Source organism: Bradyrhizobium sp. ORS 375 (genome assembly GCF_000239775.1).
Lineage (GTDB): Bacteria > Pseudomonadota > Alphaproteobacteria > Rhizobiales > Xanthobacteraceae > Bradyrhizobium.
The window spans coordinates 1-22882 of the sequence record NZ_CAFI01000387.1 but is presented as its reverse complement, the minus strand read 5'-3'; the positions used below and the strand labels follow the sequence as shown (position 1 = coordinate 22882).

Sequence of the window (22882 nt, the reverse complement as noted above, 5' to 3'; positions counted from 1 at the left end):
CGGAAATGGTGGTGATCAGGTCGGTGAAAAACGCGTTGGCCATCTGGTCTCAGTCGAATCCCCGCAAAGCGATGGGCTGCGATGTTACATGGATTTATGGCAAAGGTGGCGACATTCAAACATAACAAATCGTCAACGCCGCCGTCGCCGCCCGCATGCAGGCGCGCGACGTCACCCGGTCTGGCCGGCGAATTCCGTCGGCGTGCGGCCGGTGACCTGCCGGAAGGCGTGCGAGAACGCCGGCACGCTGGCATAGCCGAGGTCGGCGGCGAGCTGCTTGACCGAGAGCTGACGGTCGGTCGAAAGACGCTCGATCGCCGCGGCAATGCGGGCGCGCTGGCACCACGCCTTGAAACTCAGCCGCGTCTCGGCCGCGAACAGCCGCGACAGCGTGCGGGCGGAGCTGCCGACCGCGCTCGCGAGAGTCGCGAGATCCTGCTCGTTCGCGGGCGAGGCGAGGACGAGCAGGGCGGCGCGGCGGGCGCGCGGGTCCTGCGGCAAGGGAATGAAGGTCGAGGAATCCTCGGCGCGGCGCAATTCGAGCAGCGCGAGCCGCACCAGCAGGGCGGTGCGCTCCGCCCCGCCGCTGGCGTCGAACAGAGCGAGGATCGCCTGATGCAGCAGCGGCGAGACCTGCACCACGAACTCGCGATCGAGCCGCACGCCGCGCGCCTCCCGCGCGAGCCAGTCGAGCTCGAAATACAGCGTCCGCATCTGGCTGTCGGCCAGCATGTCGATGGCGTGCCCATGCCGCGCCGGCACCCATACCGCGCGGTCCGGCGGCACCAGCCAGCGGCCTTGCGGCGTCGTCACCTGCATCGTGCCGGCGGAGGCATAGATCAGCTGAGATTCGCGGTGCATATGCGGATCGAGCCGGGCGCCCTTGTGATAGCTGCGCGCGATCAGGTGGACGCCGGGCTCGGTCGTCACCCGGTCGGCGCCGAGCGGCTTCAATGGCGTGTCCACGATGGTCATTGGCGGCTTCTCGTTGGGGCGAGCCAGTATAACCGATTTGTCCGGGAATCGAGGAACCGCTCATGAACACTCCGCGCCGCGTCATCGGCTTCGTCAACGCGGCCCATTTCATCGACCATTATGCGATGCTGATCTTCGCGGCCGCGGTGATCATCATGGGCCCCGCGCTCGGCATGGCCTATGCCGACCTCTTGCCCTATGCGACGCCGGGCTTCATCGCCTTCGGTGCCGGTGCGCTGGTGACGGGCTGGCTCGGCGACCGCTGGAGCCGGCGGCACATGATGCTGATCTTCTATCTCGGCATCGGGCTGTCGATGATCTCGGTCGGCCTGGTGCAGACGCCGTGGCAGCTCGGCGCGGCGCTGTTCGCGATCGGCCTGTTCGCCTCGATCTATCATCCGGTGGGAACCGCGATGCTGGTGTCCTATGCCGACCGTCTCGGCCGCGACATGGGGCTGAACGGCGTGTTCGGCAATCTCGGCGTCGCCTCCTCCGCCCTGGTGACGGGTGTGGTGGGGCAGTATCTCGGCTGGCGCTTCGCCTTCATCGTGCCCGGCGTGATCACGATGGGCATCGGCGTGGTCTTCGCAGTGCTGGTCGCGCATGAGGATCGCCGCGGCTCGAAGCAGGCGGCGGCGCAGGCGCGCGTCGCGCGCGAGCAGATGTGGCGCGTGGTGCTGGCGCTGCTCCTGGTGGTGATCGCGATCTCCACCACGTTCAACGCGATCACCGTGGCGCTGCCAAAGCTGTTCGCGGAGCGGCTGTCAGGGCTGACGCAGAGCCCCGCGCTGCTCGGCGTGATCGCGGCCGGCGTCTACGTGTTCGGCGCGATGACGCAGTACACGATCGGACGCCTGCTCGATCGCCACACGCTGAAAGCGGTCGCGCTGCCGCTGTCGCTGGTGCTGGCGCCGCTGCTGTATCTCGCCGCCGACGCCCGCGACTGGGCGCTGATCGTAGCCTCGATCGGCATCGTCATGGGGGCGTTCGGGCAAGTGACCGTGAACGACGCGATGGTCGGCAAATACACCGCCGAGGAGTGGCGCTCGCGCGCCTATGCCGTGCGCTATTTCGTCGGCTTCACCGCGGCCGGCGCCTCGGTCGGCCTCGTCGCGTGGCTGTATGAGCACGGCGGCTTCGTCACCATGCTGCAGGCCTTCGCCGCGCTGGCGCTGGTCGCTGTTATCGCCGCGCTGATCCTGCCGCCGGAGCTGCCAGTGGCGCGGCCGGCATTGCGGGAGGCGCCGGCCGAATGATGGCTTACTCCGCGGGCTGTGCGATCACCGGCTTGGCCTTGCGCGCCGCGCGCCAGTTCTCGAAGCGCTGCACCACGACGAAGAACGCCGGCACGAACAGCACGGCGAGGCAGGTCGAGGCCAGCATGCCGGAGAACACGGTGATGCCGATCGACTTGCGCGCGCTGGCGCCGGCCCCGGTCGCGAGCACCAGCGGCACGACGCCGAGGATGAAGGCGAACGAGGTCATCAGGATCGGCCGGAACCGCGACCGCGCCGCCTCGATCGCGGACTCGATCAGCGGCTTGCCATCGCGGCCGTGCAGCTCGAGCCCGACCTCGACGATCAGGATCGCGTTCTTCGCCGACAGCGCGATCAGCAGGATCAGCCCGATCTGGACATAAAGATTGTTGTCGATCTTGAGCGCCGTCAGCACCGCCATCGGCCCGAGCAGCGATAGCGGCACCGCGAGAATGACGGAGACCGGCGCGTACCAGCTTTCATACTGGCCGGCGAGCACGAGATAGACGAGGAGGAGGGCGAGCGCGAAGGCGAGATAGATCTGATTGGAGACGACCTTCTCCTGATAGGACATCGCGGTCCATTCGTAGCCCGTGCCGGGCGGCAGGGTCTTCGCCGCGATCTCCTCCATCAGCTTCAGCGACTGGCCGGAGGAATAGCCCTGCGCGGGCAGGCCGACGATCGCCGCAGAAGGATAGAGGTTGTAGAGGCTGATGAGCGACGGTCCGACCGACGGCTTCACCGTCGCGACCGTGCCGAGCGGGATCATGTCGCCCGACTGGTTGCGGACCATCAGGCTCTCGATCTGCCGCGGCGTCAGCCGCGCCGCGGAATCGGCCTGGACATAGACCTGGAACACGCGGCCGAACTTGTTGAACTGGTTGACGTAGGAGGCACCGAGGTAGGACGACAACGCCGAGAAGACCTGGTCGGTGGTGACGTGCAGGGTCTGGGTCTTGACCCGGTCGATCTCGATGTCGAATTGCGGCACCATCGCGCGGAACGGCGACTGGACGCGCTGCAGCGCGCTCTGGCTCTGGGCGCTGGCGACGATCGCCGAGGTCATCGCCTGCAGCTTGGCATAGTCGCTGTTGCCGTCGCGCAGCTCGACCTGCATCGCAAAGCCCGCGGCATTGCCGATGCCCTGGATCGGCGGCGGCGGCAGCACGAGGCTGCGCGCCTCGATGACGTCGGCGAGCTTGTCGTTGAGCCCAAAGACGAGCGAGCGCAGGTCCTCGCCCTTGCCGCGCGCCTCCCAGTCCTTGAGGATGATGTAGGCGACACCGGCATTGGCGAGACTGGCGCTGTTGTCGAGCGCGGAGATGCCGGCGATGGTGATGACCTGGGCGACGCCGGGCGTCGCCTTGGCGATGGCGCCGACCTTGTCGAGCGCCTTCTGGGTACGTTCCAGCGAGGCACCGTCGGGCAGCTGCACGGCGGCGATCAGGTAGCCCTGGTCCTCGATCGGCAGGAAGCCGGTGGGCACCCGCGACAGCCCGTAGCCGCCGGCCGCGATCAGGATCAGCGCGAGGATGACGGATGCGGTGCTGTGCCTGACGAGGCGGCCGATGAGACTGGTGTAACGCCGCTCCAGCCGTGCATAGAGGTTGTTGAAGATGCGGTAGAGGATGTTGCGCTGCTCCAGCGGCACCGGCGGCCGCAGCCACAGCGCGCATTGCGTCGGCTTCAAGGTCGCGGCGTTGATCGCCGAGAGCAGGGCGGTCGCCGCGATCACCAGCGCGAATTGCGCGTAGATGCGGCCAGTGAGGCCGGGCAGGAAGGCGGCCGGGAGGAACACCGCGATCAGCACCAGCGTGATGCCGACGATCGGCCCGAACAGCTGGTCCATGGCCCGTATCGCCGCGTCGTGGCCGTTCATGCCGCGCTCGATGTTGTGCGCGGCGCCCTCGACCACGACGATGGCATCGTCGACTACGATGCCGATCGCCAGCACGATCGCGAACAGGGTGGAGAGGTTGATGGTGAAGCGGAGCGCCGCCATCGCCGCGAACGCGCCGATGATCGTCACCGGCACCGTCGTGGTCGGCACCAGCATGGCGCGCCAGTCCTGCAGGAAGATCAGGATCACGATCAAGACCAGCACGCCGGCCTCGATCAGGGTCTTGTAGACCTCGTGGATCGAGGCATTGACGAACTTGGTGGTGTCGAACGGCGTGTCGTACTGGATGCCTTTCGGGAACGTCTTCGCCAGCTGCGCCATCTTGATCTCGACGGCCTTCTCGACCTCCAGCGCATTGGCGCCGGGCGACTGGAACACGCCGATGCCGACGGCGGGCTGGCCGTTGAGCGAGAACATCTGGCCGTAGGTCTGTGCGCCGAGCTCGACCGAGCCGACGTCGCGCACGCGCGTGACGTCGCCATTGCTGCCGGTCTTGACGATGATGTCCTCGAACTCACGGGCGTCATCGAGCCGGCCGGCGACGTTGAGCGTGTACTGGAACGCCTGTCCCGACGGCGCCGGCGGCGCGCCGATCTGGCCGGCGGCGACCTGCTGGCTCTGCTGCTGGATCGCCTGGATCACGTCCTGCGGCACCAGGTTGCGCACCTGCAGCTTGCTCGGATCGAGCCAGATCCGCATCGAATATTGTCCTGCGCCGAACACCGTGACGTTGCCGACGCCGGGCAGGCGTGCGAGCTCGTCCTTGAGATTGATGGTCGCGTAGTTGCTGAGATACAGGCTGTCGTACTTCGCGTCGGGCGACGTCAGCGTCACGAACAAGAGGATCGAGGTCGAGCGCTTCTGCACCGTGACGCCCTGGTTCTGCACCGCCTGCGGCAATTGCGCCAGCGCGCTGGAGACGCGGTTCTGCACCAGCACCTGCGCGAAGTTCAGGTCGGTGCCGATCTTGAACGTCACCGTCAGCGAATAGCTGCCGTCGGCGCCGCTGTAGGACTGCATGTACAGCATGCCGTCGACGCCGTTGACCTGCTGCTCGATCGGCAGCGCGACTGTGTCGGCCACGGTCTTGGCGCTGGCGCCGGGATAGCGCGTCGTGACCTGCACCGTCGGCGGCACCACCTCGGGATATTGCGCGATGGCAAGGTTGAACAGCGCGACCGCGCCGATCAGCATCATCAGGATCGCGATGACGTTGGAGAGCACCGGGCGCTCGATGAAGAATTTGGAGATCACCGGCGTCTCCTACCGGCTCGCGGACGACGGCAGCTCGATCGTCTTGAGCTGCGGATCGACCTTCTGCCCGGGAATGGCGCGCAACAGCCCAGCGATGATCACGCGATCGTCGGCCTTCAGGCCGCTATCGATCACGCGCATCCCGCCATCGAGCGATCCGACCTTGACCTTGCGCTGCTCGACCAGATTGTCTCCGGTCACGACCAGCACGTAGCGTCCGCCCTGGTCGCTGCCGAGCGCGGTGTCCGGCACCAGCAGCGCGTTCTCCGCGCGATCGACCGGGACGCGGATGCGGACGAAATAGCCCGGCAGCAGCACATGATCGGGATTAGGCACGAGGCCGCGTACGGCGAGCGTGCCGGTCGCGGCGTTGATCGTCGGCGCGGCATAGTCGAGCTTGCCCTGATGCGGATAGCCGTCCTCGGTTTGCAGGCCGAGCTCGATCGGGAACTGCTTCAGATCGGAGGAGGTCATGCCGCGACGCCGTGCCTCGGCACGGATGCGCAGCACGTCCTGCTCGTTGACGGTGAAGTTCACGTAGACCGGATCGAGCGCGACGATGGTGGCGAGCTGGGTCGGCGAAGCCACGCCGACCAGTTCGCCGATCGAGACCTGGTGGGCGCTGACGACGCCGTCGAACGGCGCCGTAACTTTGGTATAGCCGTAATTGACCTTCGCAATCTTGGTGTTGACCTGCGCCTGCTGAAGGCTGGCCTGGGCGTTGTCGCGGGTGGTTGCCGCATTGTCGAGCGCGACTTGCGATGCGGCCTGGCGCGCGACGAGGTCGGACTGCCGCTTGTAGTCGGCTTCCGCCTGCTTGAACGAGGCCTGCGCCCCGGCTTCGGCGGCCTGCGCCTGATCGAGCTTGAGCTTGTAGGTCTCCGGCTCGATCGTGAACAGCGTCGTGCCTTCCTTGACCGTGTCGCCGTCCTTGTAGTCGATCGACTGCAGGAAGCCCTGCACGCGCGCGACGAGATCGACATTCTTCACCGGCGCGGTGGTGCCGGTGGCTTCCAGATAGCGCGTCACCGCGCGTTGCACCGGCTGGGCGACATCGACCCTCGGCGGAGGCGGTGGCTGATAGCTGTTCTGCTCGCAGCCTGCGAGCAGCAGCGCTGCGATGCCGGCAAGCCTTGAAAACAGCCTGCTCTGAGGGCAGGGAAACGGGAGCGGCTTCCGGGACGAGGATGTCGAGCGTGGCCGTCGGGGAGAGCTGGTCAACGTCATTCCGCCTTCCATATGCAATGACTATCGAGACAATGGCAGTCGCAAACAACAAACAACAACGATGGCGTCTCAATAACAACAATCGCGCGGCTGAGAAACCCGAATACGCGGGCGGCAGCCCGAAGAAATCTGCTGATGCTGCAGATGCACCTAAATTTTCCCACTTGCCAAGCTCCACTCCGCATCGCAGCTTGCACGATCATTCCGGGCAGACGCCCCTGGACGCCTTGCGTCGACCAGGGGCGATGCGCGCGTTCGCGCTGATTATGAGAAGCCCTTACCCGTGGCCGAGTTTTGCTGAACGCCGACGACAGATTGAAGCGCAACCTTATCGAGGATCGACCATGATCACCCGCTCCAGATGGACTTTTCTGCTCGTGGTGGCTGCCGGAGCAAGCGTCGTCGCGACGCAAGCCCCGGCTCAGACCGATGCCCAGCGCAACGCGATCAAGTCCGCCTGCCGGTCGGACTACATGGCGAAATGCTCCAGCGTGCCGCCCGGCGGCGCCCCGGCGTTTCAATGCCTGCAGAAGAACATCGCCAGCCTGTCGTCCTCATGTCAGACCGCCGTGAGGGCGCTCGAGCCGGCGGCTGAGGCCAAGCCCGCGGCAGGCGAGACGAAGCCCGCGGCAGGCGAGACGAAGCCCGCGGCAGCCGAGGCGAAGCCTGCTGCCCCGCCGCCGAAGGCCGAAGCGGTTGAGGCCAGCAAGCCAGCCGAGGCGCCGAAGGCTGTTGCTCAGCCCGCAGCCGCGGCGCCTCCGGCCCCGGCTGCCACGGCGGCAAGATCCGAACCTGCAAAGCCGGCAGCGGCGGCGGCCGCTCCCGCAGCCAAGCCGAGCGATGCGCAGGTGGCGGCGATCCGCAATGCGTGCAGCTCGGACTACCGCAAGGTCTGCAGCAGCGTGCCGCCAGGCGGCTCTGCTGCTCTGCAGTGCCTCGAGCAGAACAAGGCGAAGGTGTCTGCACCCTGCGCGCAGGCGATCGCCGCGGCGAGTGGCGCGGGCGGGGCGCCGAAGGCGGCCGCCACGACGACGGCTGCCGCCCCTGCGACGACCGCCGCCGTTGCCGCTGCACCGGCCGGGCCCGCGATGGTGCTGCGTCCGCTTCGGCCGCTGGAGGAGCTGCGGATCGTGAGAGCCGCTTGCGGCTCCGATGCGCGCGCGTTCTGCAGCGGCGTCGAGCCGGGTGGCGGGCGGGTGGCGCAATGTCTCGCGGCCAATGCGGGGGCGCTGTCGCCGGGCTGCAAAGGCATGCTCGCCGAGTTCGCCGCCAATCGTTAACGGCGTCGGTGGCGGAGCTCGAGTGTCTGCACGGATGAGCGCACGATATCGTGCTGATGTCTCGATCCACCCAATTTGTCACAGTTGCCAAGCTACGCGACGCCCGGCAAATTTCGGACAGGGTGGATATTTTACTAACCAATGACGATCAGGAGCTCGACATGCGCATTATTTTCTCACGTATCATTCTTTCCACCCTGTGCGGCTTGTTCCTTCTGGCATTGATGCCGTTCATGTCGATGTCGGACGCCAATGCCGTGGTCTGCGCACGCGGCGTCGTCCGTGCCGGTTGTGCTGGCGCGGCCGGCGCCGTGGTCGTCCGCAAGCCGCCGGTAGCGGCTGCGACCACCGCCTGCCGGACCGTGCTGGTCAATGGCGTGTGGGTGCGTCGCTGCGTTTAAGGCGCGATTAATCGGTTTTCGGTATCGAGTTATTTGAAAAGGTAATCGCGGCGCGTAAGTTTTGCGCGTCGCACACTGCTTTGCGGCAGTGAGGTAAGCTGTATTTAACGGTGCTCCCGGCAAGGTGCGATCTGTATCCAACTTGCAATTCGATGGGAGAGGGCCATGGCGTTCTGGCGCTGGCTGCGTGATGCAGCTCTGGCAGCTGCGGTAGTCACGGTTGTCGTCAATACTGCCTCCGCAGCCGGCTTGAAGGAAGAGATCGCGCCGTCGGGCAAGCTCCGCGTGGCCATCGCTGTCGGTCCGGCCGGTGGCGCGTTCTGGTGCGTGAAATCCGACAGCGGCTTCTCGGGCGTTCCGGTCGAGCTCGGCAAGGCGATGGCGGCGCAGGTCGGCGTTCCCGTCGAGTTCGTCGAGCATCCGAACTCCAACGCCATCACGGACGAGGCCGGTAAGGGCACCTGGGACGTGGCGTTCATGCCGAAGGATGCCGAGCGCGAGACCAAGGTCTCGTTCGGTCCGGTCTATGACTCGGTCGAAACGACCTTCATCATTCGCGCCGGCCTCGACGTTGCGAACATCGCCGCGCTGGACACTGCCGGTCATGAGATCGCGGCGATCAACGATACGACAGTCCTGCGTGGGGCGAAGGCCTTTCTGAAGAAAGCGACCATCACCGGCTTCAAATCCTATGAGGAAGTCTATGCGCTGCTGAGCGCGGGTGAGATCGATGCGCTGGCGCTGGCACGCGATCAGCTGACGCTCATGGCCAAGCAGATCCCCGGCACAAAGGTGCTGAACGAGACCTTCAAGAAGACGGACACGGCTGTCGCGGTGCCGCAAAAGCGGCCGCAATCGCTGGCCTTCGTGACCAAGTTCATGACCGAAGCCAAAGCGAACGGGGTGCTGAAGAAGGCCTACGGCGCCAACAATCTCAGCGAGTCGACCCTGCTCACGCAGTGAGCTTGCTTGCCTGCGTCGTTCTTTTGGTGCCCGCCGATGATGGAACTCTCCCCGCGCTGAACGCGAGGGAGAGTTTTTCAGTTTTGCAGGATCTTCAGCAGATCAGTTGGGCGACTTCCGGACGATCGGGTCGAGCCCGCTCTCCGCGATCACCTTGCGCGCATCCGGTGATCCCAAAAAGTGGATGAGCGCCTTGCCGGCCTCCGGCTCCTTCGCCGCCATGGCGATGCCGGCGGAGAACACTGTGATCTTCTGCAAGCCTGCTGGGAGCGGTCCGACGATGTCGATGCCGTGCACCGGCTTGAGCTCGCTGATCTGCTGGAAGCCGATCTCGGCGTCGCCTTGGGCCACGATCTCGCCGACGGGCGTCGCCGGAATCATCCGCGCCTTGCCCTTCATCTCCTCCCGGATGCCGAGCTTGTCGAACATCTCGGTCGAGACATAGACGCCGCTGGCGCTGTCGGAATAGGCGATGGTCTTGGCGGCGACCAGCATGCGCTTCACCGCGTCGGCGTTCGAGATGTCGGGATGCGGCGTCCCGGACTTTACGGCCACGCCTATCGGAGAATTGGCGAGCTCGACGAGGCTGTCGGGCATCACCTTGCCCTTGGTGGTGAGATCGCTCAGCGCATAGCCGACCATGATCAGGACATCGGCGGGCTCGCCACGTTCGAGGCGGACCGGGATTGCGTTGGTGGTCGTCCCCATCGACGGACCGTAGGCGATCATGACCTTGTGACCGGAGCGCCGCTCGAATTCCGGCACCAGCGCTTTGAACGCGGCCGTCATGCCGCCCGAGATCATGACGTGAATGTCGGCGGCTTGCGCGGCGGTATTCAGCAGCACAGCGGCCGAGATGGCCAAGCCGAGTGTGCGGAGGCGGATCGATACGGTCATGGGACGCTCCGAAGCAAGGCGGCCGGAGGCCGGGGCGCCCTGGATAGCCCGGCCGCCTCCGTAATTCCAGACCTCCCGACGGCCGCGCATTCGCCGCGCGAGCCGGATGTCCGGCCGACCGCTGCATGATCCGCCTTGTTGGCGACGCAGTTGGGGCGGCCCCGGGGCGCGACGTTGATGCGGCGGCCGCCCGGCCTCAGCCGGCCTGATAGGCGGGAGCGGATGCCAGGTAGTCCGCATAGGCGTCCGCGTCCGGCGGCGTGAACATCTCCGCCAGCGGATTGCGTCGTCGCCGGCTCGCGCCGATGTCGGCGAGCAGCTCATCGAAATGCTTGAAGTGATAGGGCGCGACGCAGAGCCCGCCATAGACGCCCGCGGCTGGACGCTCGACGCGCTTGAAGTGCAGCATCATCTCGATGTTGTCGCGCATCTCGCGCTCGCTCGGCTGCTGCGCCAGCTGCTTGTCGGCATAGCGCACCAGCCAGTGCGCCGCCATGTCGGCGCAGAGCACGGTGCAGAAGCTGGAGTTGAAGCCGACAAAGCCCATGTCCGGCAGGTCGGGATTGGCGATCAGCCGGTAAAGCCGATACTGCCCGTCGGGATCGACCAGCTTGGCGCGATCGGCGTCCGAAAGGAAGGGAACGCCGAGCTTGTAGCCGATGGCGAGCACCGCGACGTCGGCGGCGATACGCTCGCCATTGCTGGCCACGATGGTGCCCGGCTCGTAGCGGTCGAAGGTGCCGAGCACCGCATTGATGCGGCCGTCGGCGACCATCGGAAAGAAATCGGGCGTCGCGATCGGCACCGAGCAGTTGACGCCGTCCTCGATCCTCTCCTTGGGCACCATGTTGCATTTGGCCAGCTTGAGCTGCGCCTTGAGCAGGCTCTCCAGGCCACGCCAATTGGCCCAGACCAGCGGCTTCGCGAGGAGATGCGCAAGACGCGACAGCGGGCCGATGCCCCAGCTCGCGAACATCTGCTCCTGGGCGCGGATGTAGAGGATGCGCTTGAAGTTGATGAGCCCGCCGATGAAATAGGGGATGCGCCACACCGGCTCGCGGAACACGATCGTCACCGATCGCGCGCCGGATCGGACCGCGTTGACGGCGATGTCGGTCGCCGATTTCGAGCCGCCGAGCACGACGACGTTGCGCCCGCGGGCGATGCCGGCGTCATTGTACTTCGACGAATGCATGATCGCGCCGCCGGCCGCCTTGAATTGATCCTCGCCGGGAAGCGACAGCGTTTGCGGCTCGTTGAACTGTCCGGTGCACACGGCGACGAAATCAAAATCCTCGCGGTTCGTCTGATCGCCCGATCTGAGATCGAGCGTCCAGCCCGGCTTGCCGTCCGCGCGCCGTTGCATCGACAGCACGCTGGTGTTCAGCCGCATCAGGCGCGTGAGGTCATGGCTCCTGGCGTAGTCGGCCAGATAGGCGTAGACCTGCGGCCCCTTCGGCCATTCGGGGTAGCTGTCGGGCATGGCCTTATCGGTGTAGCGATAGAGCTCCTTGGGGCTCTGCGTCTGCACATCGGGATAGGAACGCGCCGGCTCCCATACGCCGCCGAGATCGGCGCTGCGCTCGACGATGGTGACATTGTGGCCGCGCGCCGAGAATGCCTTGGCGGCGGCCAGGCCGGACACACCGGCGCCGATCACGCAGACGTTTTTTCGAGTGATCATGGGACCTCCTGTTGTCGAGCGGAAAGCCGCGTGCGGCCAGCCTCGACCGGCCGCGCTGCAACAGCTCGCTGAAGAGAACTGATAATGATGAGGTCGCTCGGCGCGACCGAAGCATGCGACGATGAACGGGCCGGCGTCGCGATCGCGGCGAGGACGCGCTCGCCGATCAATGATCCTTCAGGCGGATATCTGCCCATCCGGAGGGCGTGCAGAACCGATCGCGCTCACTGCGCGCGTCGCGCGGTCACGACCCGTGGGCGCCTGAGTGGAGGCGTTGCCGCCTAATCGTTGGCTTCAGGCGGCAGGAAATTGACCTCGTGCTCGGCCGAGATGCGCACCACCTCCGCTGGGTCGGCGAGGTTGTCGAGCATGTTGAACAGCGCCTCGAGCTTCTGCATCGGCGAGACCCAGAACAGCGCGCGCGCCGGCTTGTCGGACTTGTTGAAGTAGCCATGCGGGATGCCGCGCGGCATCCGCACGAGATCGCCGGCATGCGCCTTCACCCAGACGCCATCGAGCTTGAGGTCGAGCGTCCCTTCCTGCACCAGGATGAATTCGTCTTGCGTCGGATGGACGTGCACCGGCACGAACTGTCCGGGATCGCTATTGGTCTCGAACGCGAAGGTGGAGTCGGTGACGGCCTTGGGGAAGTAGAGCTGACCCAGGATGTTCCAGGTCTTGCCGGCATAGCCGGTGCCGGCGCGCGTGATGCCTTTTTCCAGTGTGGTCATGGCGGATCTCCTTGCTGCACACGCAGGAAAGATCGAGCAGATCGCGGCGCGGTGTCTATCCAGAAAACGAATCCCTCGACGCCAGATGCTAATTATTATAGGTTTCAAACGATTTCGACGAACGATGTGAGCATGACTGCAGGCGCGGCCGCTGATCGGAGTTGGAAGGGATCCGCATCGCCGCGGCTGGCGGCCTATGGCCGTGTTGCAACGCAGGATGTCGATGAGGCGGCTGAACAAATAGGTCGCATCTTCTGTCCGCACGGGTTGCAGCCGCAGGCCGGGACTGCGCGCGATTTCGTCGCTCTGCATAATTGCGCGGCATTCGACGGCTTCTCGATCAACTACGTCGCATATGGCGGTGCGGTCACGATCGATCCCGGCTGTCTCGATCGCTTCTTCCTGGTGCAACTGCCGCTGGCAGGCGCCGCCCGGGTCTTCACCGGCGCGTGTGAGGTCGTCACCCGGCCGGACCAAGCGGCATCGCTGCTGTCGCCGACCTTGCCGACGCGCATGGCCTGGCATGATTGCGCCCAGCTGATCCTGCTGCTCGATCGACGTCTGGTCGAGCAGCGTGCCGCCGCACTGTCGGGGAGGACAGTGCAGCCTGTCGAATTCGAGCCCGAGATCACGTTGACGACGCGCGCCGGTTCGCGGCTGCAGCAGCATATGGTCACGCTGGCCGGCGAAGCCGAAGGCCTGGGTGGCACAGGGCGTATGCCGGCCGTCGTGGCCGGGGATTGGCGTGAGACGCTGCTGGAGGCGCTGTTCGAACAGCCCGGCCATGGCCTGTCGGAGGCGATCCGGCGCTATGCCGGCGAGGTCGACAACCTGCCGCGTGCGGTGCGCACGGCGCGCGATCTGCTGCACGCGCAGGCCAGCGAGCCGCTCGATCTGGCGCAACTCGCGGCCGCGAGCGGCGTCGGCATTCGCGCGCTGCAGGGTGGCTTCCGCCGCCATTTCGGGATGTCGATCTCCGACATGCTGCTCGACATCCGGCTGGCCCGGCTGAACACGCAACTGATGGCAGCCGGACCGGAGGCGCGCATCATCGACCTCGCCTTCGAGCTCGGCTTCGCGCATCTCGGACGGATGGCGGGCGCCTATCGCGACAAGTTCGGCGAGACACCGTCAGCCACGCTGCAGCGGGTGCAGCGCGGCCGGGCCCAGCTCACGAATTGACCTCACGAGTTGACGTGGACGAAATCGCGCAGCAGCGGATAGATCTCGTTGTTCCACTTCTTGCCGCTGAACACGCCGTAATGGCCGACGCCGGCCTGCATATGATGCACGCGGCGATAGGCGCGCACATTGGTGCAGATGTCCTGCGCTGACAGCGTCTGACCGATCGAGCAGATGTCGTCGCGCTCGCCCTCGACCGTCATCAGGCCGATGCGCCTGACGGCCTTGGGATCGACGGGATTCCCGCGATGCATGAGCTTGCCCTGCGGCAGGAGATGCTCCTGGAAGACGTCGCGCACGGTCTCGATGTAGAACTCCGCCGGCAGGTCCATGACCGCGAAGTACTCGTCATAGAACGTCTTGATGGTCTCGGCCTTGTCGACCTCGCCCTTGGCAAGATGATTGGCGAGATCCATGTGCTGCTTGACGTGGCGCTCGAGATTCATCGACACGAACGCCGTGAGCTGCACGAAGCCCGGATACACTTTCCGGAACGCGCCCCTGCATTGAAAGGGCACGTAGTGGATCAGATTGTCCTCGAACCACTCGATCGGCTTGCTTTTGGCGAACTCGTTGACCTTGGTCGGCTGGATGCGCGTGTCGATCGGGCCGGCCATCAGGGTCAGCGTCGCCGGCCGTGACGGGTGGTTGCCCTCGCACATTACTGCGGTCGCCGCCAACGCCGAGACCGACGGCTGGCAGATCGCGACCATGTGCGGCCGCGGCCCGAGCTGGCCGAGAAAGCTGATGAGATGATCGGTGTAATCTTCCAACCCGAAGCGGCCATGGCCCGGAGGAATGTCGCGCGGATTGTGCCAGTCGGTGATGTAGACGTCGTGATCCTGCAGCAGCGTCTTCACCGTGCCGCGCAACAGCGTGGCGAAGTGGCCGGACATCGGGGCGACCAGCAGCACCTTGGGCTGATCCGCCGCGCCGTCCTTCTGGAAATGCAGGAGCGAGCCGAATGGAGTCTTGAACGTCACCTCCTCGGTGACGCCGAGTTCGCGATTGCCGACCATCACGCTCTCGATGCCGTAGGCCGGCCGCGCATAGGTCAGGGCCGAGCGCGAGATCAGTTCGAGCGCGGCCGACATGCGCCGCGTGGCGCGGCCGGAGAGGCCGGACGGGATCATATTGAGATAGCGCATGGCGGCCGCTGCGCCCTGGCGCCATGGCTCGGTCAGGTCCATGTGGTTCTGATAGGCTTGGTACAGCAGCGCCATCGTGTCCGATCCATTACGAGCATCAGCTTATGCAATATCGGAGCCAGCGCCGCGGAGTCTTGCCTGAAAAACTGGCATGTCGCTTGCTCAATGAAATCACTGGAGTATCCGGCTCCGCACGTGAAGCCGCCAGCATGGGCCGGGACGATGGATTGGACGAGAGGCGACAGGGGGTAGGGCGAGATGTCCAAAGCGACGTTGACCATCAGCAGCAAGAATTACTCGTCATGGTCGCTGCGCGGCTGGCTGCTCGCCAAGTTTGCCGGGCTCGATTTCGACGAGGTGGTCGTCGACCCTGACGACGCCTCGGCGCGCGCCGAGATCCTGTTGCTGTCGTCGTCGATCCTGGTGCCATGTCTGCGGCACGACGGCGCGGCGATCTGGGATACGCTGGCGATCGCCGAGTACCTCAACGAGAGCTTCCCGCAGGCAGGCCTGCTGCCGGCGGACCGCATCGCGCGCGCGCATTGCCGCTCGATATCGGGCGAAATCCATTCCGGCTTCACCACCTTGCGGGCCTCGCTGCCGGTCAACCTCAAGGGCCACTTTCCGGGCTTCAAGGTGTGGACCCGCGCCCAGGCCGACATCGACCGCATCTGGGCGATCTGGCGCGACTGTCTGGACAAGTCGGGCGGCCCGTTCCTGTTCGGCCAGCAGCGCGGCATGGCGGATGCGATGTACGCGCCGGTGGTCACACGCTTCGTCACCTACGACGTGAAGCTCGAGCCGCGGCTCAAGGCCTATGCCGACCTGATCATGACGATGCCGGAGATGCAGGAGTGGATCGCGGCGGCCAAGGCGGAGCCGGAGGAGATCGAGGAGCTCGAGGTCGAGTATTAGCCGTGGCTCGGCCAGCGACAAAGCCATCGGCCAGGTTCGCCTTCTGCCGAGCGCGGCTTGCAGTGGCCCATCGCCCGGGCAGCCGCTGCTCAATTTGAAGCCGAACGAGCAAACCCGTCGCTGATGACGCGGCGGTTCGGCGGCTCCCGGCTTCTGCGCGGCTTCGGAGAAAGCCGGTTGTTAACAATCAGTTCGGATCCGTCCGCGGTCTCGATTTGGCGATCCCTGCGCTGCCAGCAGGGCGTGGCGTGGTTTTCGCATAGCACAATGGGCTGTCGGGCGTGGTGCCCGTTGTGGCCGATGGAGAGGCCTCAAGGGTTGCCGACGCCGCGATCAACCGGTGGAGGCCGTCATGAACCAGCATGCAGGGGTGACCAAGTTCTCGCACGTCAAGCCAGAAGATACCGGCTACAAGGGTGGAGGCTTGCGTGACTTCTTCCTCTACCGCGATCTCGGCATTGCCGACGCCACCGGCGGCCAAGTGATCTGCCATCTCGTCAAGGCCAATCCCGATTGTCCGCCGGTCGACGGCACCGGCTGGCATCGGCACGATTGCGACTTTCAGATCGTGATCATGATGAAGGGCTGGGCGCGCTTCATGTACGAGGACAAGCCGACCCTGGTGAAGGCCGGCGATGTCGTGCACCAGCGGCCGGGCATTGTGCACTACCTGTACGATTATTCCCCTGACATGGAATATATGGAAATCGTTAGTCCCGCCGACTTCAAAACGGTCGAGATGCCACCGGCCACCGACAACGTCCCGCCGGTGACGCCTTGGACGTGAGCGGGTTCACCCCTGCAACCATGATGCCCCGACGTTAACGTCCGGCATTCGGTCTCGCGCGTGCGGCCGGGTGCAGCGGTTCAGCATGTCGTGGGCGATCCGACACGAGGCCGATATGTAGCCGTGAACAGGCGGAGTACCTGGCGCGTCATCCGATTCGGGCGCGATTCGTTCCGGGCGCGTTCCAAGAATTAAGGCGGTAGCCCAGCGCCGTCACGTTTTGAAACAGCGCAGACTCACATCCCGATGATCCGCTGTGAACGTCGCGGCACGCGCGCTAGGCCGATTCATCCCGCGGCGGTACACAGCGCGGGGGGAGATCGACCATGACACTGACCACACTGGCTTGGCTCGCGGTGGCCGCCTATGGCGCGCACATTCTCGAGGAATACACCTTCGACTGGCGCAACTGGGCGCGTGCGGTGATGAAGCTGCCGGTCGAGTGGAGCGATTTCTATGTGACCAACGCGCTCGTCGTCGTGCTCGGCGCGGTACAGGCCGAACTCGCCGCGACCTGGCCGATCGCAGCGCTCGCTTATGCCGCGCTGATGATCATCAACGCGGTGTTCTTTCACGTGCTGCCATTCGTGCGGAGCGGCGGCCGTTTCTCTCCGGGCCTGGCGACGGCGCTGCTGCTGTTCTTTCCCGTGGCGATCGCAATGTGGCGACGGGCGTGGAGTGACGGAGTGATCGACGGCGCGACCGCTGCTGCTGCTGTTGTCACCGGCGCGCTGCTGATGGCTTATCCGGTCGTGATGCTCAATCTGCGTTCGAAACCATATTTTCGGCAAGACCGGCCCTGAGCCAGACTCAGGGCCCGGTGTGATCAATAAGACGAAGCGCGATCAGAAACGAAGCTCGGCTGCGGACGGCGTCCATTGCGCTCGTCGTAACGCGCACGCGGGAAGCGCCAGCCGATCACGGTGGCCTCGAGCGCGCCGCCCGATTCCTTGTTGTGCCATTTGCCATCAATGTAGAAACAGGGGAACGGCAGCTGATAGGTGCCGCTGTGGTCCTCGCACAGCACCTCGACCGTCTGTCCGGGCGGCGGCTCACCGCTGCCGTCGAATTGCGCCAGCCGTTTTTCGCGCGTAGCCATTCTGTCCATCTCCCTAAAAACGGGTCCCAGTCCGGAACTTCAATGCGCGATTGAGGTCTCAGTATGGTATCAATCAGGAAACTCCGTCGGTTCCACGCAAAATCATGTGTTGGGCAAGCCAATGAGAAAATTGTGATGCAGCGAATCATCGTCGCGAGCGCGCTCGCATTGTGCGTCAGCACGGCACTGCAGGCGCAGGACATTCCGGGAATCGAGATCTGCACGGCCGAGAAGGCGATGGATCGACGGACCTCATGCCTGCAGAGCAACATCGACTTCCTGCAGAAGACGATGACCAAGCAGTCGCTCGATCAGCAGCAGAAGCTCGACGCCGCGAATCGCCAGATCCAGGCCTTGCGCGCGGCGCTGATCGCACAGCAGGGCGCGATCGACGAGCTCAAGGCGGCGCAGACCAGGCTCACGGATGAGCTGAAGAAGAAGGCCGACACGCCGGCGGCCAAGGACGCGAAGGATGCGGCCCCGGCGAAGCCGAGCGGCAAGTAATCCGGCGCGCAGCGCAATAACGATCAAGCGGCCGAAGCTGTTTCCACCCATGATGCGCGGCTTCGTCAGGAGACAGGCGTGTCCACCAACCCGGCTCAGAAGGCGCTCTGGTATATCGAGAGTCATCTGTCGGCGCCGCTGTCGCTGGATGACATCGCGGATGTCGCCGGCGTATCGCGCTTTCACATCGTGCGTGCGTTCGCGGCCGCGACCGGCGTATCGGTGATGCGCTATGTCCGGCTGCGCCGTCTCAGCGAGGCGGCGCGCGCGCTGGCCGGTGGTGCGCCCGACATTCTCAGTCTGGCGCTGGAGGCGGACTACGGCTCCCACGAAGCCTTCACCCGCGCGTTTCGCGATCAGTTCGGCGTTACGCCGGAATCTGTCCGTGCCCATGCGCGCCTCGATGGCCTTGCACTTCAGGAGCCGATCCTCATGGACCAGACCCCGCTCGATGATCTCGCCGCCCCGCGCTTCGTCACCTCAGAGCCGCTGCTCGTCGCCGGCCTCGGCGAGCGCGTCAGCGTCGATCACGGCGCCGGGATTCCGATGTTGTGGCGCCGCTTCAACGAGGTCGTGCACGATGTTCCCGCCCGTCGCGGCGTGCTCGCTTACGGCGTCTGCTGCAATGGCGACGATGCCGGCAATTTCGACTACATCGCGGGCGTCGAGGTGGCCGATTTTTCCGACCTGCCGCGAACCTTCAGCCGTGTGCGGGTGCCGGCGGCCACGTTTGCCGTCTTCACCCATGCCGGCCACATCTCGTCGATTCGCCGCACCGTGCACACGATCTGGAATCGCTGGCTGCCGCAGTCGGGCTGCGAGATCGCCGACGCGCCGAATTTCGAGCGTTACGATCAGCGTTTCGACCCGCTCACCGGTAATGGCGGCCTGGAAATCTGGCTGCCGGTGATCCGCTGAGAGGCGCTTCCGCCGACTTGCGTCGACACGCTGCGAGCGCCGCCCTCGGCAGGGCTGCTTTGCGATCCCGCGCTCTGTCGCTTGCTTGGCAAGCCGCGCCGGCTTTGCGATAACCTCCTGCATAACAACAAGGCGCCGCATCGCGGCGTGACCAGCGGGAGGTCGTCCGATGTCCAACATGCGCGTGCTCGCCACCGATCTCGAATTCCCGGAAGGGCCGGTCGTGATGCCCGACGGCTCGGTGGTGCTGGTCGAGATCCGCGGCAAGCGCCTGACCCGGGTCTATCCGGACGGCCGCAAGGAGATCGTGGCCCAGATTCCAGGCGGTCCGAATGGGGCTGCGCTCGGCCCCGACGGCAAGATCTACATCTGCAACAATGGCGGCTTCTCGTGGATCCCGACCGGCAAGATGATCATGCCCGGCCCGCAGCCGGAGGATTATCAGGGCGGCTCGATCCAGCGCGTCGATCTGCAGAGCGGGGCGGTCGAAACCGTGGTCAGCCGCTGCGGCGAGCACGAACTGCGCGGGCCGAACGACCTGGTGTTCGACCGTCACGGCGGCCTGTGGTTCTCCGATCTCGGCAAGCGCCGCGCTCGCGACATGGATGTCGGCGCGTTCTATTATCTCAAGCCCGGCATGAGCGAGATCGTCGAGGCCGTGCACGGTATCCTGCCGGCTAACGGCATCGGCCTGTCGCCCGACGAGAAGACGGTCTACATCGCGGAGACGCCGACCGCGCGGCTGTGGGCCTATGACGTGCCGGAGCCCGGCACGGTCAAGCCGCGCGACGTGATCTATCGCGGCGAGCGCGGCCGGCCGATCTGCGGCCTTGGCGGCTACCAGATGTTCGATTCGCTGGCCGTCGAGGCCAACGGCAATGTCTGCGTTGCGACCTTGGTCTCCGGCTGCATCAGTGTGATCGCGCCGGATGGCACCCTGGTCGAGCAGGTCCCGACCGGCGACCGCGTCACCACCAACATCGCCTTCGGCGGCCCCGAATTGAAGACCGCCTATATCACGCTGTCCGGCAAGGGCGAGCTGGTGGCCATGGACTGGCCGCGTCCCGGCCTGCCGCTGAATTTCCTGAACAAGTGACGCTTGGCGTGATAGTTCCGTCATCGCGCGCGAAGCGCTCCGCATCCTCCGTCATTCCGGGGCGATGCGAAGCATCGAATGGAGAATCTCGAGATTCCGGATTCCCTCGTTTCACTCGCGCCCCGGAATGACGGAGTATCAGATGCCCTTTCTCGAACCGGTCAGCCTCCGCGGCCCACACGCCAGCCTCGTGCCGCTCTCGCCTGACCACCACGACGCGCTGGTCGAGGCCGTCAGCGACGGTGAATTGTGGAACCTGTGGTACACCGCAGTTCCGAAACCCGAGACCATGGCCAAGGAGATCGAGCGCCGCCTCGGCCTGTTCGCCACGGGGAGCATGCAGCCCTTCACGGTGCGCGATGCCGATGGCAAGGTCGCCGGCATGACGACCTACATGAACGTCGACGCCGCCAACCGACGCGTCGAGATCGGCTCGACCTGGTATGCGAAGCGGGTGCAGCGCAGCGCGCTCAACACGCAATGCAAGCGGCTGCTGCTGGCGCACGCGTTCGAGGCGATGAACTGCATCGCGGTCGAGTTCCGCACCCATTTCTTCAACCACCAGAGCCGCCGCGCCATCGAGCGGCTCGGCGCCAAGCAGGATGGCATCCTGCGCAGCCACCAGATCGCGCCGAACGGCACGCTGCGGGATACCGTCGTCTACAGCATCACCGCGGCGGAATGGCCGACGGTGCGGACGCATCTCGATTACCAACTGCATGACAAGCCGCGCTGATCGCGCTATGGCGGCCTTGCCGCCTCATGCGGCAGGCATGACGAGACCGGGACGACAGACGAGATGGATACGTTCGACTATGTGATCGTGGGCGCCGGCTCGGCCGGCTGCGTGATCGCCAACCGCCTCAGCGAGGACCCGTCGGTGACGGTGTGCGTGCTGGAGGCGGGCCCGCGCGACTGGCATCCCTACATCCATCTGCCGGCCGGCTTCATCAAGACCTTCTACATGAAGAGCATCAATTGGGGCTACCAGCAGGAGCCGGGGCCCTACACCAACGGTCGCAGCATCTATGCGCCGCGCGGCAAGACGCTCGGCGGCTCGTCGTCGATCAACGGTCACGTCTACAATCGCGGCCAGAGCCAGGATTTCGACACCTGGGCGCAGATGGGCAATCGCGGCTGGAGCTACTCCGACGTGCTGCCGCACTTCCGGCGCATGGAGAAGCGCATCGGTGCCGGCGACGAGCAGTATCGCGGCCGCGACGGCAGTCTCCACGTCACCACCATGGAGTGGAAGGACACGCTGTGCGAGGCTTTCATGGATGGCGCGGTGTCGCTCGGCATCCCCCGCAATCCCGACTACAACGGCGCGATCCAGGAGGGCGTGTCCTACGTCCAGCGTACGATTCAAAATGGCCGCCGGGTTTCGTCGGCGACCGCTTTCCTGAAGCCCGCCAGCAAGCGGCCGAATGTCGAGATCCGCACCCATGCGCACGCGACGAGCATCATGCTCGAAGGCAAGCGCGCGGTCGGTGTCCGCTATAGCCGCGGCGGCCGCGGCGGCGTGCCCGTCGAGGTGCGCGCGCGAAAGGAAGTGATCCTGTCCGGCGGCACCTACAACTCGCCGCAGCTGTTGCAGCTCTCCGGCATCGGCGCGCCGGAGCTGTTGCAGGAGCACGGCATCGAGGTGCGCCACGCGCTCCGCTCTGTCGGCGAGGGTCTGCAAGATCACTACGCGCCGCGCACGGTGGCGCGCGTCAAGAACATCAAGACCATCAACGAGCTCGCGCGCGGCCTCAATCTGTGGGGCGAGGCGCTGAAATGGGCAGTGACGCGCAAGGGCATCCTGTCGCTGTCGCCGACCATGGTGTACTGCTTCTGGCATTCCGGCGAGACCGCCGAGAGCTCCGACCTGCAGCTCACCTTCACCCCGGCGAGCTACAAGGAAGGCGTGCAGGGCCAGCTCGAGGACGAGCCGGGCATGACGGTGGCGTCCTGGCAGCAGCGCCCGGAGAGCCGCGGCTATGTCCGCATCCGCTCGGCCGATCCGTTCGCCCAGCCGATCATCCAGACCAATTATCTCACCGCCGAGCTCGACCGCCGCGTCATCGTCGCCGGCATGAAGCTGGCGCGTCGCCTCTTGGCGTCTGCGCCGCTCGCGCCGTACTACGCGTACGAGGATTTTCCGGGCCCGAAGGTGCAGAGCGACGATGAGTTTCTGGCGGCCGCGGTGCAGCGCGCCACCACCACCTTCCATCCCGGCTGCACCTGCCGCATGGGCCCGGCTGATTCCACCTGGGCCACCGTCGACGACCAGCTCCGCGTCCACGGCCTGCAAGGCCTGCGCGTCGCCGACGCCTCGATCATGCCCCGCATGATCTCGGCGAACCTGAATGCCGCGACACTGATGATCGGCGACAAGGCGGCGGATTTGATTCTGGGCAAGGGAGAGGCGGTGGAGAGGATGTCGGCGTAAGAGCACGTCGCTTCGCGTGTGAAAGTCGAGCACTCGCCGCGCCAAAGGTGAGCTCCCCTCCCCCTTGCGGGGAGGGGTTGGGGGTGGGGGTCTCCGGGCGCTGAACGAAGTTGTAAGCTGACGTTTGGCGGATTTGCTTCGGCGTGGACATCGAGCTGCTATCCAGGACTAGGCTGTCTCAGCTGTCTCAAGCGCGCTCAATCGCGCATCATTGATAGTCGGACTCGTGGA

At 65.4% G+C, this 22882-nt stretch carries 21 protein-coding genes; 13 read left to right on the top strand and 8 right to left on the bottom strand.

Going from position 1 to position 22882, the window contains the following annotated elements:
• Positions 1-171: 171 nt before the first annotated feature.
• The gene (locus tag BRAO375_RS26325; protein ID WP_009030484.1) at positions 172-975 is read right to left on the bottom strand and encodes an AraC family transcriptional regulator; all 804 of its coding nucleotides are present in this window, start codon (positions 973-975) and stop codon (positions 172-174) included.
• A gap of 62 nt (positions 976-1037) precedes the next feature.
• On the opposite strand from BRAO375_RS26325, the gene BRAO375_RS26320 reads away from it, so the two are divergent.
• Positions 1038-2231: an MFS transporter gene (locus BRAO375_RS26320; protein WP_009030483.1), complete on the top strand. Its 1194-nt coding sequence runs from the start codon at positions 1038-1040 to the stop codon at positions 2229-2231.
• A gap of 4 nt (positions 2232-2235) precedes the next feature.
• Here the strand turns inward: BRAO375_RS26320 and BRAO375_RS26315 are convergent, their stop codons facing one another.
• Together BRAO375_RS26315 and BRAO375_RS26310 are read right to left on the bottom strand one after the other, a co-directional pair.
• Complete coding sequence (locus tag BRAO375_RS26315) at positions 2236-5385, bottom strand: efflux RND transporter permease subunit (RefSeq protein WP_009030482.1); 3150 nt, start codon at positions 5383-5385, stop codon at positions 2236-2238.
• Positions 5386-5394: 9 nt separating this feature from the next.
• Complete coding sequence (locus BRAO375_RS26310; RefSeq protein WP_009030481.1) at positions 5395-6612, bottom strand: efflux RND transporter periplasmic adaptor subunit; 1218 nt, start codon at positions 6610-6612, stop codon at positions 5395-5397.
• A gap of 344 nt (positions 6613-6956) precedes the next feature.
• On the opposite strand from BRAO375_RS26310, the gene BRAO375_RS26305 reads away from it, so the two are divergent.
• The 3 genes from BRAO375_RS26305 to BRAO375_RS26295 all read left to right on the top strand — a co-directional run bounded on the left by BRAO375_RS26305 (position 6957) and on the right by BRAO375_RS26295 (position 9256).
• Positions 6957-7892 carry a hypothetical protein gene (locus BRAO375_RS26305; RefSeq protein WP_009030480.1) on the top strand — a complete coding sequence of 312 codons (936 nt, stop codon included), beginning with the start codon at positions 6957-6959 and terminating at the stop codon, positions 7890-7892.
• 161 nt (positions 7893-8053) lie between these two features.
• Positions 8054-8293 carry a hypothetical protein gene (locus tag BRAO375_RS26300; RefSeq protein WP_009030479.1) on the top strand — a complete coding sequence of 80 codons (240 nt, stop codon included), beginning with the start codon at positions 8054-8056 and terminating at the stop codon, positions 8291-8293.
• Between the two features lie 165 nt (positions 8294-8458).
• Positions 8459-9256, top strand: coding sequence for a transporter substrate-binding domain-containing protein (locus tag BRAO375_RS26295; protein ID WP_009030478.1), 798 nt, complete (start codon positions 8459-8461; stop codon positions 9254-9256).
• A gap of 102 nt (positions 9257-9358) precedes the next feature.
• Here the strand turns inward: BRAO375_RS26295 and BRAO375_RS26290 are convergent, their stop codons facing one another.
• The 3 genes from BRAO375_RS26290 to BRAO375_RS26280 form a co-directional block, all read right to left on the bottom strand.
• Positions 9359-10153 carry a substrate-binding domain-containing protein gene (locus BRAO375_RS26290; RefSeq protein WP_009030477.1) on the bottom strand — a complete coding sequence of 265 codons (795 nt, stop codon included), beginning with the start codon at positions 10151-10153 and terminating at the stop codon, positions 9359-9361.
• 196 nt (positions 10154-10349) lie between these two features.
• Positions 10350-11837: a flavin-containing monooxygenase gene (locus BRAO375_RS26285; protein WP_009030476.1), complete on the bottom strand. Its 1488-nt coding sequence runs from the start codon at positions 11835-11837 to the stop codon at positions 10350-10352.
• Between the two features lie 281 nt (positions 11838-12118).
• Positions 12119-12568, bottom strand: coding sequence for a cupin domain-containing protein (locus tag BRAO375_RS26280; protein ID WP_009030475.1), 450 nt, complete (start codon positions 12566-12568; stop codon positions 12119-12121).
• Positions 12569-12700: 132 nt separating this feature from the next.
• Between BRAO375_RS26280 and BRAO375_RS26275 the strand changes: the two genes are divergently transcribed.
• The gene (locus tag BRAO375_RS26275; protein WP_009030474.1) at positions 12701-13750 is read left to right on the top strand and encodes an AraC family transcriptional regulator; all 1050 of its coding nucleotides are present in this window, start codon (positions 12701-12703) and stop codon (positions 13748-13750) included.
• 2 nt (positions 13751-13752) lie between these two features.
• Here BRAO375_RS26275 and BRAO375_RS26270 read toward each other — a convergent pair whose 3' ends face one another.
• Positions 13753-14973: a polyhydroxyalkanoate depolymerase gene (locus BRAO375_RS26270; protein WP_009030473.1), complete on the bottom strand. Its 1221-nt coding sequence runs from the start codon at positions 14971-14973 to the stop codon at positions 13753-13755.
• 183 nt (positions 14974-15156) lie between these two features.
• Between BRAO375_RS26270 and BRAO375_RS26265 the strand changes: the two genes are divergently transcribed.
• From BRAO375_RS26265 to BRAO375_RS26255, 3 genes are all read left to right on the top strand, one after another.
• Positions 15157-15813 (top strand): glutathione S-transferase family protein, encoded by a 657-nt coding sequence (locus BRAO375_RS26265; RefSeq protein WP_009030472.1) that lies wholly within the window; start codon positions 15157-15159, stop codon positions 15811-15813.
• Positions 15814-16165: 352 nt separating this feature from the next.
• Positions 16166-16600 carry a cupin domain-containing protein gene (locus BRAO375_RS26260; protein WP_009030471.1) on the top strand — a complete coding sequence of 145 codons (435 nt, stop codon included), beginning with the start codon at positions 16166-16168 and terminating at the stop codon, positions 16598-16600.
• Between the two features lie 326 nt (positions 16601-16926).
• Complete coding sequence (locus BRAO375_RS26255; protein WP_009030470.1) at positions 16927-17403, top strand: HXXEE domain-containing protein; 477 nt, start codon at positions 16927-16929, stop codon at positions 17401-17403.
• A gap of 23 nt (positions 17404-17426) precedes the next feature.
• Here BRAO375_RS26255 and BRAO375_RS26250 read toward each other — a convergent pair whose 3' ends face one another.
• Positions 17427-17699 (bottom strand): hypothetical protein, encoded by a 273-nt coding sequence (locus tag BRAO375_RS26250; RefSeq protein ID WP_009030469.1) that lies wholly within the window; start codon positions 17697-17699, stop codon positions 17427-17429.
• 135 nt (positions 17700-17834) lie between these two features.
• On the opposite strand from BRAO375_RS26250, the gene BRAO375_RS26245 reads away from it, so the two are divergent.
• From BRAO375_RS26245 to BRAO375_RS26225, 5 genes are all read left to right on the top strand, one after another.
• Entirely contained in the window at positions 17835-18203 is a 369-nt protein-coding gene (locus tag BRAO375_RS26245; protein WP_244423299.1) for a hypothetical protein, read from the top strand.
• A gap of 78 nt (positions 18204-18281) precedes the next feature.
• On the top strand, positions 18282-19121 hold the full coding sequence (locus BRAO375_RS26240) for an AraC family transcriptional regulator (protein ID WP_009030467.1): 840 nt from the start codon (positions 18282-18284) through the stop codon (positions 19119-19121).
• A gap of 169 nt (positions 19122-19290) precedes the next feature.
• Positions 19291-20217 (top strand): SMP-30/gluconolactonase/LRE family protein, encoded by a 927-nt coding sequence (locus tag BRAO375_RS26235; protein ID WP_009030466.1) that lies wholly within the window; start codon positions 19291-19293, stop codon positions 20215-20217.
• A 142-nt stretch (positions 20218-20359) separates the two neighbouring features.
• On the top strand, positions 20360-20953 hold the full coding sequence (locus BRAO375_RS26230) for a GNAT family N-acetyltransferase (protein WP_009030465.1): 594 nt from the start codon (positions 20360-20362) through the stop codon (positions 20951-20953).
• Between the two features lie 63 nt (positions 20954-21016).
• The gene (locus tag BRAO375_RS26225) at positions 21017-22651 is read left to right on the top strand and encodes a GMC family oxidoreductase (RefSeq protein WP_009030464.1); all 1635 of its coding nucleotides are present in this window, start codon (positions 21017-21019) and stop codon (positions 22649-22651) included.
• Positions 22652-22882: the final 231 nt, after the last annotated feature.